This window comes from Pseudomonas sp. REB1044 (genome assembly GCF_038813925.1).
Lineage (GTDB): Bacteria > Pseudomonadota > Gammaproteobacteria > Pseudomonadales > Pseudomonadaceae > Aquipseudomonas > Aquipseudomonas boreofloridensis.
The window spans coordinates 4,100,178-4,115,147 of record NZ_CP046139.1; the positions used below are offsets into that span (position 1 = coordinate 4,100,178).

Annotated in this window: 12 protein-coding genes; 2 read left to right on the forward strand and 10 right to left on the reverse strand. The window is 62.7% G+C overall.

Features of this window, described 5'->3' with window-relative positions; translation table 11 throughout:
• Positions 1-229: 229 nt before the first annotated feature.
• Positions 230-2,857 (reverse strand): phosphoenolpyruvate carboxylase, encoded by a 2,628-nt coding sequence (ppc, locus tag GKC70_RS18695; protein WP_342649541.1) that lies wholly within the window; start codon positions 2,855-2,857, stop codon positions 230-232.
• Positions 2,858-3,231: 374 nt separating this feature from the next.
• Here ppc and GKC70_RS18700 point away from each other — a divergent pair, with 374 nt between their 5' ends.
• Positions 3,232-3,645: a DUF4398 domain-containing protein gene (locus GKC70_RS18700; RefSeq protein ID WP_039575807.1), complete on the forward strand. Its 414-nt coding sequence runs from the start codon at positions 3,232-3,234 to the stop codon at positions 3,643-3,645.
• A gap of 51 nt (positions 3,646-3,696) precedes the next feature.
• The gene (locus GKC70_RS18705) at positions 3,697-4,479 is read left to right on the forward strand and encodes an OmpA family protein (RefSeq protein ID WP_342649542.1); all 783 of its coding nucleotides are present in this window, start codon (positions 3,697-3,699) and stop codon (positions 4,477-4,479) included.
• Positions 4,480-4,543: 64 nt separating this feature from the next.
• Here GKC70_RS18705 and GKC70_RS18710 read toward each other — a convergent pair whose 3' ends face one another.
• The 9 genes from GKC70_RS18710 to GKC70_RS18750 all read right to left on the reverse strand — a co-directional run bounded on the left by GKC70_RS18710 (position 4,544) and on the right by GKC70_RS18750 (position 14,943).
• The gene (locus GKC70_RS18710; RefSeq protein ID WP_342649543.1) at positions 4,544-4,870 is read right to left on the reverse strand and encodes a hypothetical protein; all 327 of its coding nucleotides are present in this window, start codon (positions 4,868-4,870) and stop codon (positions 4,544-4,546) included.
• Positions 4,867-5,790: an alpha/beta hydrolase gene (locus GKC70_RS18715; RefSeq protein ID WP_342649544.1), complete on the reverse strand. Its 924-nt coding sequence runs from the start codon at positions 5,788-5,790 to the stop codon at positions 4,867-4,869. Before GKC70_RS18715 ends, GKC70_RS18710 begins: the two co-directional genes overlap by 4 nt.
• Complete coding sequence (locus GKC70_RS18720) at positions 5,762-7,039, reverse strand: flavohemoglobin expression-modulating QEGLA motif protein (protein WP_039575801.1); 1,278 nt, start codon at positions 7,037-7,039, stop codon at positions 5,762-5,764. Before GKC70_RS18720 ends, GKC70_RS18715 begins: the two co-directional genes overlap by 29 nt.
• Positions 7,040-7,129: 90 nt before the next feature.
• Positions 7,130-7,678 (reverse strand): hypothetical protein, encoded by a 549-nt coding sequence (locus tag GKC70_RS18725; RefSeq protein ID WP_342649545.1) that lies wholly within the window; start codon positions 7,676-7,678, stop codon positions 7,130-7,132.
• Between the two features lie 30 nt (positions 7,679-7,708).
• On the reverse strand, positions 7,709-8,425 hold the full coding sequence (locus GKC70_RS18730; protein ID WP_295481290.1) for a TetR family transcriptional regulator: 717 nt from the start codon (positions 8,423-8,425) through the stop codon (positions 7,709-7,711).
• A 60-nt stretch (positions 8,426-8,485) separates the two neighbouring features.
• Positions 8,486-9,988 carry a lysine--tRNA ligase gene (gene lysS / locus GKC70_RS18735; protein WP_342649546.1) on the reverse strand — a complete coding sequence of 501 codons (1,503 nt, stop codon included), beginning with the start codon at positions 9,986-9,988 and terminating at the stop codon, positions 8,486-8,488.
• A 93-nt stretch (positions 9,989-10,081) separates the two neighbouring features.
• A protein-coding gene (gene prfB, locus GKC70_RS18740) for a peptide chain release factor 2 (protein ID WP_342649547.1) occupies positions 10,082-11,177 on the reverse strand; the annotation gives its coding sequence in 2 pieces (ribosomal slippage) (positions 10,082-11,104 and positions 11,106-11,177; 1,095 coding nt in all).
• A gap of 207 nt (positions 11,178-11,384) precedes the next feature.
• The gene (locus GKC70_RS18745; RefSeq protein ID WP_342649548.1) at positions 11,385-13,730 is read right to left on the reverse strand and encodes a hypothetical protein; all 2,346 of its coding nucleotides are present in this window, start codon (positions 13,728-13,730) and stop codon (positions 11,385-11,387) included.
• Positions 13,731-13,938: 208 nt separating this feature from the next.
• Positions 13,939-14,943, reverse strand: a complete 1,005-nt coding sequence (locus tag GKC70_RS18750) for a PleD family two-component system response regulator (protein WP_039575790.1) — start codon at positions 14,941-14,943, stop codon at positions 13,939-13,941.
• Between the last annotated feature and the right edge of the window lie 27 nt (positions 14,944-14,970).

Genomic DNA, 14,970 nt, shown 5'->3' on the forward strand with positions numbered 1-14,970 from the left:
ACAGTGGATTCGGCGGTTCAGGGCCAAGTCCGGAAAATCGGATAGACCGGAAAATCGGTCAAAAGGCTGCTCAAGATACACAGCGCCCGTCAGCCAGACAAGCGTGCGAAAGTGGCACGGACCGGCGTGCCGCGCCCCTTTTCAGTGCGGGTTGCGCCCCTCGCAACCGCACCCCGCACCGCCTTGCAAGACACCGTCGCTTGCGCGCATTCGACGGTGCCTCGGCACCTCAGCCGGTGTTGCGCAAACCCGCCGCAATGCCGGCCACGGTGACCAGCAGGGCCTGCTCCAACGGGCTATCCAGAGCGGCTTCGCGCACCCGCGAGCGGGCCAGCAGTTCCGCCTGCAGGCGATGCAGCGGGTCCAGGTAGGTGTTGCGCAGGCTGATGAATTCCAGGGTCTCGGGACTGTGGGCCAGTAGCACCGGCTGGCCGGTCAGGCTCAGCACCACCTGGCACGACTGCGACAATAGGTCGCGCAGATGCGACCCCAACGCCAGCAGTTGCGGTTGCACCAGACGTTCGTCGTAGGCTTTGGCGATTTCCGCATCGGCCTTGGCCAAGACCATCTCCAGCATGTCGATACGCGTGCGGAAGAATGGCCACTGCCCACGCATCTGCGTCAGCAGGTCACCCTGCCCCCGGGCCAGTGCGTTGCTCAATGCGGTTTCCCAGCCCAGCCAGGCCGGCAGCATCAGCCGTGTCTGGGTCCAGCCGAAGATCCACGGAATCGCTCGCAGACTCTCGATGCCCCCGGCGCGGCGCTTGGCAGGCCGGCTACCCAACGGCAGACGTCCCAGTTCCTGCTCGGGCGTGGACTGCCGGAAATACTCGACGAAATCCGGGTTCTCGCGCACCACCGCGCGGTAGGCCTGGACGCCGTCGGCGGCCATCTGGTCCATCACCTCGCGCCAGGCGGGCTCCGGCGGCGGAGGCGGCAGCAAGGTCGCCTCCAGCACCGCCGCCAGATACAGGTTGAGGTTCTGTTCGGCGATGCCCGGCAGGCCGAACTTGAAGCGGATCATTTCGCCCTGCTCGGTGGTCCGGAAGCGTCCGGCCACCGAGCCCGGGGGCTGCGACAGGATCGCCGCGTGGGCAGGACCACCGCCACGCCCGACGGTGCCGCCGCGGCCATGGAACAGCAGCAATTCGACCTCATGTTCACGACAGATCCGCACCAGGTTTTCCTGTGCGCGGTACTGCGCCCAGGCCGCCGCCGTGGTGCCGGCGTCCTTGGCCGAGTCGGAATAGCCGATCATCACTTCCTGCGGACCGTGCAGCGTGTCGCGATAACCGGGCAAACCGAGCAGGCGCTCCATCACCGGGCCGGCGTTGTCCAGATCGGCCAGGGTCTCGAACAGCGGCACCACCCGCATCGGCCGGGTCAGCCCGGCTTCCTTCAACAGCAATTGCACTGCCAACACATCGGAGGCCGCGCCGGCCATGGAAATCACGTAGGAGCCCAGCGAGGCAGCGGGCGCCGCCGCGATCTCGCGACAGGTCGCCAGCACCTCGGCGGTGTCCGCCTCGGGCTGGAAATAGCCAGGCAGCAGGGGTCGACGATTGGCCAGTTCGGCTTGCAGGAAGGCGATGCGCTGCTCTTCGTCCCAGTCGGCGTAGCGTCCCAGCCCCAGGTAGTCGGTGATTTCCGACAATGCATCGCGGTGCCGGGCTGCGTCCTGGCGCACGTCCAGGCGCACCAGGAACAGGCCAAAGGTCACGGCCCGGCGCAGACAGTCGAGCAGCGGGCCGTCGGCGATCACGCCCATGCCGCAGTCATGCAGCGACTGATGGCATCGCTCAAGGGGCTCGATCAGTTCGCGGTTGTTGACCAGCACCTGCGCCGAAGCAGGCTGTGGCCCGGCCAAGGAGGCATGGGCCCAGGCGCGGGTGGCGCGCAGGCGATCGCGCAGTTGCTTGAGCACCGCGCGATAGGGCTCGGCGCTGTCACCGACCACTTCACGCAGCGCGGCGCTGGCCTGCTGCATGGACAAATCCGCCGCCAGCGCATCGATGTCGCGCAGGAACAGGTCAGCCGCCATCCAGCGCGCCAACAGCAGTACCTCACGGGTTACAGGCGCGGTGACGTTGGGGTTGCCGTCACGGTCACCGCCCATCCATGAGGCGAAGCGAATCGGCGCGGCGCTCAGCGGCAGCCGCTGGCCGGTGGCGTCGAACAAGGCCTGGTCGACCTTGCGCAGGTGGTTGGGAATGGCCTGCCACAGTGAGTGCTCGATCACTGCAAAGCCCCACTTGGCTTCATCCACCGGGGTGGGCCGGGTACGACGGATTTCCTCGGTATGCCAGGCCTCGGCGATAAGACGGCGCAGCCGCTCACGAATCTGCTGGCGCTCGGCTGGCGTGAGGTCGCGATGGTCCTGGGCGGCGAGTTGGGCGGCGATCGCATCGTACTTCTGGATCAAGGTGCGCCGCGCCACTTCGGTGGGGTGCGCCGTCAGCACCAACTGGATGTCCAGTTCGGCCAACTGCCGGGCCAGGCTCTGATCGTCATGTCCAGCCTGGCGCAGCCGTGCCAGCAGTTCCGGCAAGGCGCGGTCCTCGAACGGCGCCTGCTGCTCGGCACCGCGTCGATGGATCAACTGGTACTGCTCGGCGATGTTGGCCAGGTTGAGAAACTGGTTGAACGCGCGGGCCACCGGCAACAGGTCGTCATCGGCCAGATCGGCAAGGGTCGAACTCAACTGCTCGCCCGCACCGCGGCGATCGGCCTTGGCACTGTGGCGAATGTCCTCGATCTTCTGCAAAAAACCTTCGCCATGCTGCTGGCGAATGGTTTCCCCGAGCAGCTCACCTAGCAGGTGGACATCTTCACGCAAGCGCACATCGATATCGGTCATTGGCTCTCCTTAGATCGCGCGGTCAACCCGCGCCAGCATCCCGGTCGATCCGCCAAGAGTGCCCACGACAGCCCGTCAAAACAAGCGACGCCACGCCAATGCAACTATTGCAACCTGCTGCGGTTCTCAACACAGACCGCGCCGTGGCACGTGCGATGGGCTTGAGTCACCGGCCTGTGCGCACTGACCGATCAGTCAGAAAAAGTTGCGTTGCCTAGCTAAGTTTTTTCTGAACTATTCTTGAATCGCTCAAGTCGGAGCCAATAGCCATCACGCAAAAACCCTGCGCCCATGGTGTTTGGTGCACCGGCACAAGCCTATGTGATGTCAGGGAGCGATGGACTGTCACGGACATCGTTATCAGGAGTGTTCCAATGGAGTTGACCACCATGAAGACCCGCACCGCAAACTTCCCGTCCAACTCACTGCGCGGGCTGAAATTGGCCGCGCTGGCCCTGGGCAGCAGCCTGGTCCTGGCCGGCTGTGCTGGCAATCCGCCGACCGAACAGTACGCCGTGACCCAGTCCGCCGTGAATTCTGCGGTCAGCGCCGGCGGCACCGAGTACGCCGCAGTCGAGATGAAATCTGCGCAGGACAAGTTCAAGCAGGCCGAAATCGCCATGCATGACAAGAAGTACGACGAAGCCAAGCGCCTGGCCGAACAGGCCGAGTGGGACGCCCGCGTCGCCGAGCGCAAGGCCCAGGCAGCCAAGGCCCAGAAGGCCGTGCAGGATGCCCGCCAAGGCGTCAATGACGTGCGTGAGGAAGGCCTGCGCAGCGCCCAGTAAGGCCTGCCTGACCGCCCACCTGCCTTCGTTATCGATCAAAGGATGAACACTATGCGCAACTACGTAATGATCCCCGCCCTTCTGGCCCTGAGCGTTGGCCTGGCTGCGTGCTCGCACGACCCGAACGCCAACCTGGAATCGGCCCGCACCAACTTCTCGTCGCTGCAGAGCGATCCGCAAGCGAGCAAAGTCGCGGCGCTGGAAACTAAGGACGCCCAGGACTGGCTGAACAAGGCCGACAAGGCCTACATGGACCGCGAAGACGAGAAGAAGGTCGACCAACTGGCCTATCTGACCAACCAGCGCGTCGAAGTGGCCAAGCAGACCATCGCCCTGCGCACCGCCGAAGCTGACCTTAAGAACGCCGCCGCCCAGCGCGCCCAGGCCAAGCTGGACGCCCGCGACGCGCAGATCAAAGCCCTGCAGGACAAGCTCAACGCCAAGCAGACCGACCGCGGCACCCTGGTGACCTTCGGCGACGTGCTGTTCGACTTCAACAAGGCTGAGCTCAAGAGCAGTGCCCTGCCGAACATCACCACCCTGGCCACTTTCCTCCAGGAAAATCCAGAGCGTAAGGTGATCGTCGAAGGCTACACCGACAGCGTCGGTTCGCAGAGCTACAACAAGAGCCTGTCCGAGCGTCGCGCCAACAGCGTGCGCATGGCCCTGGTACGTGCCGGTATCGACCCAGCGCGCATCGTCGCCCAGGGTTATGGCAAGGAGTATCCGGTTGCGGACAACTCCAGCAATTCTGGCCGTGCCCAGAACCGTCGCGTGGAAGTCACCATCTCCAACGACAACCAACCGGTAGCGCCGCGTTCGACCATCCGTTGATAGCGTCTGCTCGGTAATATGAAAAAACCCGCCTCGATGGCGGGTTTTTTCATGCCTGCAGGTTTTATTGCACCTGTTGCGGCGTGTCCTGACCCATGCAGCGGATCGCCCGCTTGCGGTTGTCCACCAGCACGCCCGTCAGGCCCTTCTGCTGGGTATCGAACAGCACCAGCACGCCGTCGACGCACTGCGCCAATTGCGGCGAGGGCTCCAGCGATACCTTGTAGTCTTCGCCCGGAATGGTCTTGAGCATGGTGTAGTCCTGCAGCAGCAGCGCGTCTTCAGGCTTGGCGAAGTGCAGGTAACCGTAGTACCACAAGGCCCCCACGGTGACGATGATGGTGCCTACACCGGTCAGAATCAGCCGGATGGCGTTGCGTTCTTCACTCATTGCGGGTGGTTCTCGTCAGGGTAGTTCGGCACTTCCGCCAATCGGCGCAGGCAGTTGAAATGGCTGGGATCGTCGAGAAAACGCAGCATCACCTGACGCCAGGTCGGGTCGGCGAAGGTCTGCACATGATCGCCCCGGGTCAGTTGCAGCACGCGTGGCGGCGGTGCGTGCTGGTACAGGCGGATGCCGTTGGCCATCGGCACCAGGTTGTCGTCGATGCTGTGGAAGAACAGCTTCGGCGGGCTGTCCAGACGCTCGATGGAGCGGATCGCGCTGTCGCCGTCGGGTACCAGCCAGGACAGCGGCACCTGCAGCGGCCAGGTCATCCACGAGGTGCTCAAGGCAAAGCGCCCGACGTCGCGGTAGCTGGCTGGTACGCCGTCGAACACAAGGGCGCTGAAGCGCTGGCGTTGCTGGGGGTGTTCGGCCAGATAGTGGATGGCCATGGCCCCTCCCAGGCTCTGGCCCAGCAATACTAGCGGCTTGCCTTGGACCTCGGGCGCCTGCCCCAGCCAATCCAAAGCGGCTTCGATGTCCTGGTACACCGCCGGCAGCGTAGGCTTGCCGGCAGAGAGGCCATAGCCCCGGTAGTCGAGCATCAGCACCTGATAGCCCTGCTCAGGCAGCCAGTAGCTACCGCCCAGGTGCCAGGCCAGGTTGCCGCCATTGCCATGCAGGTGCAGCACCGTACCCTTCACCGCGACGCCGGCTTTGGCCGGTAACCACCAGCCATGCAAGCGCGTGCCATCGCGCGCCGTCAGCGTCACGTCGCGGTACGGCAACTGCGCACGCTCTGGCGTGAACGGCTGACCGGGCTCGGGGTAGAACAGCAGACTGCTGCAACCGGCCAGGCACACCAGCCCGAGCCCCAGCAACAGCGTACGGCAGCGCTCAGAGAATGTTGGCGTAGTCGGCTTCAATGCGATCGAGGCTCAGGTGGTTGAGGAAGTTGGAGAAACACATCCAGGCCGACAGCGCGTTGAGGTCGCGGAACTGCTCGGGAAGGTACTTCGGTGGCGCCACCAGGCCCTCTTCGACCAATTGACGCAACGTGCGCATGTCTTCCAGCGTGGTCTTGCCGCAGAACAGCAGCGGGATCTGCTCCAGCTTGCCCTTCCTCACGGCCAACTGAATGTAGTTGTAGACCATGATGAAGCCCTTGAGATAGGACAAGTCTTTGGTGAATGGCAGGCCATTGGGCACGGAGCCGCGGAACACGCGACTGGCATTGCCGTAGCTGTCGGCCATTTCGAAGCCCTGGTCGCGGAAGAAGGCGTAGACCTGCATGAAGTCGGCGCCCTGCTCCACCATGTGGATGGCGCGGGTACGGTTGGTCAGTTTGCGCAAGCGACTGGGGTAGGAGGCGAACGCGATCACCTCCATGAGAATGGCCAGGCCCTCCTGGGTCACGGTGGACGATGGCGGGCCTTTGGAGAGGAAGGTGCAGATGGGCTGGTTGAGGCCATTGAGGGTGGTGCCGACATGCACCAGCCCTTCATGCACCTCCAGCGCCCGCACGTCCCGGCTGTTGAACAGGGCGTCGCTGCGCACCTTGATGTAGTCGGCACCGGCCGCGGCATCGGCGACGATACCGTCGGACTCGAACACGCGGATGGTTTCTTCCGCCTCGCCGAACACCTTGTTCAGGCGACGCTGGAGAATTTCCACCGCTTCCTTGGCCGTGAGGTTCTTCGGCTCGTCCTTGAGGTCGCCGCGCCCGTCGATGTTGTTCAGGTAATCCGACAGCATCAGCCCCAGGTCGGCCAGGGTCGGGTCACCCGCGTGGAAGGCATCGGACGCGGCGCCGTACAGCTCCTGGGAGATCAGGCCGAAGTCCTCGGTGCCGCGCGCTTCGAGCATGCGCACCACCATGCGGTACTCCTTGCACATGCGTCGCATGATCTGCCCGACTGGGTTGAACTGGCCGAGCTGGCGGGTGATGTCGCGCTCGATACTCTGGAATTCGGCTTTCACCGCGCTGGAGTCGAACGACAGCGGCCGGCTTTGATAGTAGGCGCGATCCACCGCCGGCGGTTCCTTGCCCTTGGTCTTGTAGAAGCCCTGACGGATGCCGTCGTCCCACTTCACCGCATCCAGCACCCGTATCGGGGTCTGGGCGGCGACGATACGGTCGGACAGCGCGCGGATGGTCTGTTGGTAATCGTCCACCGGGAACTCCTTTCTGAAAAACGCTGGCCGTGCCGGGCTATAGCGTTGAGGCCAATAGCGAACGCTTCAGCCGCAAAGCGTCCGGCAGGTTTATTTGCTGGCCCGCTGGAACCGCGCCGCTTCCACGAACAGGTCGGAGTTGGCCGGGTCGTCCAGGTATGCCAGAACGCGTTCGGCCGAGCTGTCGATCAACACGCCCGCGCCGTTGTCTTGCGGCACCTCGGTGCGGCGACCACTGAGTTCCTGCTTGTCCACGGCCTGCTGCATCTGTTCCACGTCCAGGTTGTAGACCACCAACTGTTTGCCATCGATCAGTTCGAAGCCGCCGATCACATAGTGGCCACCCAAGGACTTGGGCACCGCCGCCGACAGATACCAGCGGTTGCCATGGCGCGACACGGTGAAGTCGTAGGACTGTGGCGCCTTGCCCTGGGTGCGGGCCACCGCCTTGTAGGTGTCGCCAACCGTGCGGCTGATGGTCAACTGCAGCGGCTGGCCCCAGGCATCCTTGCTGCTCCAGTGACCCACCAGGCCCTTGGGCGCCGCCTGGTGCGCCGCCAGCGGTTCGTCGAACGTCACCAGACATCCGCCCAGCAGCAGGAACGACAAGGTCAGCAACAGCACACGCCAGGCTTTCATCGGGTTCTCCTTGAAGAAATCGGCTATGCCTTAAACCGCAGCCAGCACCAAGTGCAGATAGCGGGTCAGGATAGCGAGCATCTGTTCGTCGGCCTGGGCATCGGGCGCATCGAGCAGGCCCTGATATTCCATCTGCTCGATGATGGCCGTCAACACCAGGGCGTCCTGTTGCGGCTGACGCGAGCCGACCACCTCGAGCATCTGCCGCGCACCATGCAGCAGGATCTGCTCATGGGCGCGCACCAGTTCGGCCAAACGCGGACACAGCAGCGCCTCCTGGCGAAACGCCTGTTCGGCCAGCAGGAAGTCGCGGCGGTTGAGCAATTGGCGGCTCACATAGTCAGCGGTCATGCGCGCCACTTCGTCGGCCAGACGCGCCCGCGACAAGGCGCTGCAATCGCCCTGGGCGAGCAGATGACGCAACACCCCTTCGGTGTTGGCCCACAGCTTGGCCATGTAGGCGGCGCTGCGCTCGACGTACTGGGCGAAGCTGTCGGTGAGCAGGTCTTCGATGTCCTTGAAGTAATAGGTAGTGGCCGACAGGGGCACACCAGCCTCGGCGGCCACGGCGCGATGCCGCACGCCGCGCACGCCGTCACGCACGACGATGCGCATGGCGGCGTCGAGGATCTGCTGGCGGCGCTGCTCGCTGCCCTGGCGACTGGCCTTGCGGCCTTGATACTGGACGCTCTCGGCGACGGCATTGGCCACGCCGGCAGCCCCTTGCGGGGCAGTTGCGGGTGTCACGGGAAGTACCTCACGAAATGCAAGAAAAAGCCGCCTCGGGAGGCGGCTTGGTCAGTGGGCTCAGGCCTGCGGGCGCATGTGCGGGAAGAGGATCACATCGCGAATCGACGGCGAGTTGGTCAGCAGCATCACCAGGCGGTCGATGCCGATGCCCTCACCGGCGGTCGGCGGCATGCCGTACTCCAGGGCGCGCACGAAGTCGGCGTCGTAGTGCATGGCTTCGTCGTCACCTGCATCCTTCTCGGCCACCTGGGCCAGGAAGCGCTCGGCCTGGTCCTCGGCGTCATTGAGCTCGGAGTAGGCGTTGGCGATTTCGCGGCCGCCGATGAACAGCTCGAAACGGTCGGTGACGGCCGGATTGTCGTCGTTGCGGCGAGCCAGTGGCGAGACCTCGAACGGGTACTCGGTGATGAAGTGCGGTTGCTCCAGCTTGTGCTCGACCAGCTCTTCGAAAATCATCACCTGCAGCTTGCCCAGGCCCTCGTGGCCGAGCACCTTGGCGCCGGCCTTCTTGGCGATGTCACGGGCCTTGTCGACATCCTGCAGGTCGGCCGCGGTCAGCTCCGGGTTGTACTTGAGGATCGAGTCGAACACGCTCAGGCGAGCGAACGGCTCACCGAAGTGGAACACCTTATCGCCATAGGGCACGTCGGTGCTGCCCAGGACCAACTGGGCCAGCTCGCGGAACAGCTCTTCGGTCAGGTCCATGTTGTCGCGGTAATCGGCATAGGCCTGATAGAACTCGAGCATGGTGAACTCGGGGTTGTGCCGGGTCGAGACGCCTTCGTTGCGGAAGTTGCGGTTGATCTCGAAGACTTTCTCGAAGCCGCCGACCACCAGACGCTTGAGGTACAGCTCAGGCGCGATACGCAGGAACATGGCCATGTCCAGCGCATTGTGGTGAGTTTCGAAAGGCTTGGCGGCGGCGCCACCGGGAATGGTCTGCAGCATCGGCGTTTCGACTTCGAGGAAGTCGCGCTCGGCGAGGAACTTGCGGATGTGCGAGATCACCTGGGAGCGCACACGGAAGGTGTGGCGCGTGTCCTCGTTGACCATCAGGTCGACGTAGCGCTGACGATAGCGCTGCTCGGTGTCGGTCAGGCCATGGTGCTTGTCCGGCAGCGGACGCAGCGACTTGGTCAGCAGGCGCACGTCGGTCATCTCGACGTACAGGTCGCCCTTGCCGGAACGCGCCAGGGTCCCTTCAGCGCTGATGATGTCGCCCAGGTCCCAGGTCTTGACCGCTGCAAGGGTCTGCTCGGGGAGGGTCTTGCGGTTGACGTAGACCTGGATGCGCCCGGTCATGTCCTGGATGACCATGAACGCGCCACGGTTGAGCATGATGCGGCCGGCGACCTTGACCGGAATCGCGGCTGCTTCCAGTTCTTCCTTGGTCTTGTCCACGTACTGCTTCTGCAGGTCGTTGCAGTAGCTGTCGCGACGGAAGTCATTGGGGAAGGCATTACCCTTGGCCCGCTCGGCGGCAAGTTTGTCCTTGCGCAGGCCGATCAGGGTGTTTTCTTCCTGTTGCAGGTCTTGCGATTCGGTCTTCAGGTCGCTCATGTCGTCATTGGTTCCATCAGGTGTTCGTTGCCCCTGTCGGGCAGGCCACGCGATACCGGCCCCAGGCCAGGTATCGCGGCGGTGGTGTGCGGTTTACAGGCCCTGCTTGAGGCTCGCTTCGAGGTACTGGTCGAGGTCGCCGTCGAGGACTTTCTGGCAATCGCTGCGCTCGACGCCGGTGCGCAGGTCTTTGATCCGCGAGTCGTCAAGCACGTAGGAGCGGATCTGGTGACCCCAGCCGATGTCCGACTTGCTATCTTCCAGCGCCTGGGAAGCGGCATTGCGCTTCTGCATTTCCAGCTCGTACAACTTGGCCCGCAGCATTTTCATGGCGGTGTCCTTGTTGGCGTGCTGGGAGCGTTCGTTCTGGCACGCCACCACGGTATTGGTCGGCACGTGGGTGATACGCACCGCCGAATCGGTGGTGTTGACGTGCTGACCGCCCGCACCGGAGGAGCGGTAGGTGTCGACGCGCAGGTCGGACGGGTTGATCTCGATCTCGACCTTGTCGTCGATTTCCGGCGAGACGAACACCGCCGAGAACGAGGTGTGGCGACGGGCGCCGGAGTCGAACGGGCTCTTGCGTACCAGACGGTGCACACCGATCTCGGTGCGCAACCAGCCGAAAGCATATTCGCCCTTGATGTGCACGGTGGCGCCTTTGATGCCGGCGACCTCGCCTTCGGACAGCTCGATGATGGTGGCATCGAAACCGCGCTTGTCGGCCCAGCGCAGGTACATGCGCAGCAGGATGTTGGCCCAGTCCTGCGCCTCGGTGCCGCCGGAACCTGCCTGGATGTCGAGGTAGGCGTTGTTCATGTCCATCTCGCCGCTGAACATGCGGCGGAACTCCAGTTGGGCGAGGGATTCCTCGAGCCCTTCGAGTTCGCCGATCACATCATTCACGGCTGCGTCGTCACCCTCTTCCACGGCCATGTCGAGCAAATCCTTGCAATCGGCCAGGCCGCCGGACAGCTTGTCCAGGGTCTCGACCACCTGCGCCAGCATGGACCGCTCGCGGCCCAGGCCCTGGGCATACTCAGGCTTGTTCCAGACGGCCGGGTCTTCCAGTTCGCGGTTGACTTCGATCAGACGATCACTTTTGTGATCGTAGTCAAAGATACCCCCGAATTGACTGGGAACGCTCGGTAAGGTCCTTGATGGTATTGAGGATCGGTTGGATTTCCATGGGCGGGCAGCTCTCGCGCGAATTCGGTGAAAAGCCCGCGAGTATATCGCAGTCTGCCGCGTGACGGCAGGCCCACGCAATCGTGTGTTTTTGCTGAATCCAGGTGTGATTCAAAGGGGCTTGCAAAGCTGTCTTGATTGATACGGATTCAAGACAGCCTTGCAACCAAATGAGGTGCCTGCTCAAACCTGCAGCCTGAGCCGACGCTCAGGGGAGCACTGCTTGATCTTCCTCGAGATAGCTCATAGGCGTAGAGGTGGATAGCCGGCGCAAATCCACTTTGACGACCGGCAACCAACCGTCGGTGCTCTGCTTGAACTTGCGCTGGAAGTTCATCGCCGCTTCTCGCCCTTGGCTACTGGTATAAAAGAACGCCTCCATCGGGAGTTGATCGGGAATATCCTGCGGCCATGTGGCTACCAGCACTTCATTGTAGGTATCGACGATATTGGGCGGACGCTTGTCCCTGACCTTGTACGCCACCGCAAACTGACCGGCATCGCGAGTACTGAGTGAGCACTGATACTTGGAGTTTTCGATGGTGCTGGTGAACGCGTACCAGCCCGTCACAGTCGTTGCTTGCTGGCTGGCGCAAGTGCTTAGATCCAAATCAGCGGCAGACTGATTCGACGGCTGTAGTCCGCAACCATTGGCTGGGCGCCCTTCAAGTGCTGTCCAGGCGTCGTAGGCATAGACGCAAAGGTAGCGCAGGTCGAAGCCCTTCTCGATGGCCAGTTGCTGGGGCAGAAATATGAAACCGCTGGCGGTATGCAGACGCGTGACATGAGTACCCCGCCGTAGCCAGGACAACGACACCGCACCCAGTTTCTCAGCCCTCGGGCTTGGGTTCCACGGCATGAAATCGCCATCATCTATAGCCCGTATCAGCAGACCATTACAGTAATACGCGGGCGTTCCAGCTCGGCAGCTATCACGGGTGTCGACGAAACGTTGGTTGAGCGCCTGAGCTACATCTCGACCTGTCCTGGCCTTCTTGACCGCCAATCGGGCAGAAGGGGACACAATCACCCGTTCATCGGGCCAGCGGGTAACACTGGCAGTGACGAGCACGTGCCCATCCAGAGCGGCACGCGCCACGTCGTTTGGCACCGCGAAGGACAAGCCCCGGTGGTCTTTACCGACAACCTTCGACTCGGTCCAGGACTTCTGCGCATTGGACCACTGAAGCGTGATGCGATGACCTTCTGCCATACCCGGGTAGTCGACGTAAACATCGACGGGCTGCATCCCCAGCGAGGAGAGCTCCAGCACGCCACTGCTGCCTACGCCTTTGATCTCAGGCGCCGGCACCTGAGCTACACGTTGATCCTCAACGTGATAACTGAACGGAGATTGTTCGAGGCGATCCAGGTCGAAGGCAACGACCGGTACCCACAGGCCCGTACGGGCATGGAACTTGTACTGGAAGGTCCTGGCATCCTCCAGCGAACGCACATCGCGCGCACGGTAGTAAAAGGCCTCGATCGGCAAATGCGCCCCGTGGCCCTGGGGCCAGAGCTCGACCATAAGCTCGTTCCAGGCGGCGTTCATGTTATCGGGCTTGTTGGCACGCACCTGGTAGCTGACAGCAAACTGATCAGCCTGACGCGTGCTCAAAGAACACTGATAGTCACGGTGAGCCAGGCTCTTAGTGAAGGCGTACCAGCCTTCGACGGTAGTGGCATTCTTGCCAGCGCACGTGCTGAGATCGTCGTCCGAAACGCGCTCTTGCTTGAGCCCACAGCCTTTGTCGGGACGTGTACCCACCAGGGTGCCGGCATCATAGGCATAAATGCACAGGTAGTTGACAGCTTTCCCCTGAGCAATGGCCTCCGATTGCGGCAGAAAGATGAATCCACTCTTTCTGTACAGGTTATCGGTATGGGTGTCGACGCGGAAGTACGAAAACGATATCGCCCCCAGCCGCTCGCCGGAAGGACTGGGATCCCAGGGGTCGAAGTCGCCGTTATCTACCGAACGCACGATGATGCCGTTGCAGTAGTAGGCCGGAAGGTTGCCAGGACAGGCATTCTCGGTCGCGTTGAAACGTGCGTTGAGCCGCTGCGCAATACCGTCTCCCGTGGAACTACCCTCCCTGCCCACCGTGACGTTAAAAGCAGGCGAGGTCACTTCGGGTTGAGAGCCTGCTTTGACGCTGGCCGTTACGACCGCCCCGCCGCCATCGTCACCTGCGACCACAGAGGACGGAATCTGAAAGGCCATGGGTACACCAGGCACGGCCACCACCAGCTCCGGCGCCTGGTAGTCGGACGTCCCCTTCCAATTCAGCGTGACGACATCACCAACCGTCATAGGCTTGTACAAAAAAGTGATCACGACTGATTCGCCGATCTGGTCAAGGTTGACATGCGTGGCGGCAGAGTCGGGGAATCTCGGCCTGTACAATTCAAGCGCCAGACCTGCAGTGACTGACGAAGAAGGCGCCGTCACTGCATTTGATTCGGACCAAGCGGGATTCGGGAACAGCGCTGAAAGAAGCAGAACCAGCGCGTACGAAACGAAGGAGGAGCTGACAACCGTTGGTATATGCATGATGCCACCTAAGCACTTGAATGCCACAATCCTGGCGATAGTGGCTATTGAAATGCCTGAAGACAAAGCGCGGTACTGACAAAAATATCAGTGACACTCCCCCTTGACGATCATAAGTGCACAGTCCTGACAAGGCCGGCACTCAACACATCGCCATACGGGGTGTGATCGGTAGCACCTGCCTCTTACAATGCGCGGCCTGGTAGTCTCAAGCGATACCGACCTGATTGCGACCGCTGTTCTTGGCCTGGTACAGGCCTTTGTCCGCCGCCGAGATCAGTTGCCGGCAATGGCTGCCGATCGCCGGGGTCTGGGTGGCCAGGCCGATGCTCACGGTCAGGCTCGAGTCCGCCTGCGGTGCGCTGTGGGGAATCTTCAGCGCCAGGACGGTCTGGCGCAGCTTTTCCGCGATCAGGCGCGCGCCACCCGGTGAGGTGTTGGGCAGCACCAGGGCGAACTCCTCGCCGCCGTAGCGCGCCGGCAGGTCGCTGGGCCGCGAACAGGAACCGCGAATGGCCTCGGCCACCTGGCGCAAGGCCTCGTCGCCGGCCAGATGGCCAAAGCTGTCGTTGTAGGCCTTGAAGTAGTCCACGTCGATCATCAGCAACGACAATTGCTGCTGCTCGCGCATGGCCCGGCGCCACTCGAGCTCCAAATACTCGTCGAAGTGGCGGCGGTTCGACAGCCCGGTCAGGCCATCGGAGTTCATCAGCCGCTGCAGCATCAGATTGGTGTCGAGCAACTGCTGCTGGCTCACTCGCAAGGCCCGGTAGGCCTCGTCGCGCTGCAACAGGGTCAGGTAGGAACGCGAGTGATAGCGGATGCGCGCCACCAACTCGATGGTGTCCGGCAGCTTGACCAGGTAATCGTTGGCTCCGGCGGCGAAGGCGGCGCTCTTGACCAGCGGATCCTCCTTGGTCGAGAGGACGATGATCGGAATGTCCTGGGTGGCGGGGTTGTTACGGTATTCGCGCACCAGGGTCAGACCGTCCAGGCCCGGCATGATCAAGTCCTGCAGGATCACCGTGGGCTTGATGCGCATCGCCTGGGCCACCGCCTGATGCGGGTCGGCGCAGAAGTGGAAGTCGATGTTCTCTTCATGGGACAGCCCGCGACGCACCGCCTCACCGATCATCGCTTGGTCATCGACCAGCAGGACCATGGCGGCACCTTCGTTGATCGTCGTGAAACCTTCGATCGGTAGATCATTCATCTGTATTCACCAGATCACCACCGACCA

Bases quoted from the DNA above. Each gene is read 5' to 3' on its own strand.
- ppc (WP_342649541.1), bottom strand. From the start codon at position 2,857: ATGACCGATATCGATGTGCGCTTGCGTGAAGATGTCCACCTGCTAGGT.
- GKC70_RS18700 (WP_039575807.1), top strand. From the start codon at position 3,232: ATGGAGTTGACCACCATGAAGACCCGCACCGCAAACTTCCCGTCCAAC.
- GKC70_RS18705 (WP_342649542.1), top strand. From the start codon at position 3,697: ATGCGCAACTACGTAATGATCCCCGCCCTTCTGGCCCTGAGCGTTGGC.
- GKC70_RS18710 (WP_342649543.1), bottom strand. From the start codon at position 4,870: ATGAGTGAAGAACGCAACGCCATCCGGCTGATTCTGACCGGTGTAGGC.
- GKC70_RS18725 (WP_342649545.1), bottom strand. From the start codon at position 7,678: ATGAAAGCCTGGCGTGTGCTGTTGCTGACCTTGTCGTTCCTGCTGCTG.
- lysS (WP_342649546.1), bottom strand. From the start codon at position 9,988: ATGAGCGACCTGAAGACCGAATCGCAAGACCTGCAACAGGAAGAAAAC.
- GKC70_RS18745 (WP_342649548.1), bottom strand. From the start codon at position 13,730: ATGCATATACCAACGGTTGTCAGCTCCTCCTTCGTTTCGTACGCGCTG.
- GKC70_RS18750 (WP_039575790.1), bottom strand. From the start codon at position 14,943: ATGAATGATCTACCGATCGAAGGTTTCACGACGATCAACGAAGGTGCC.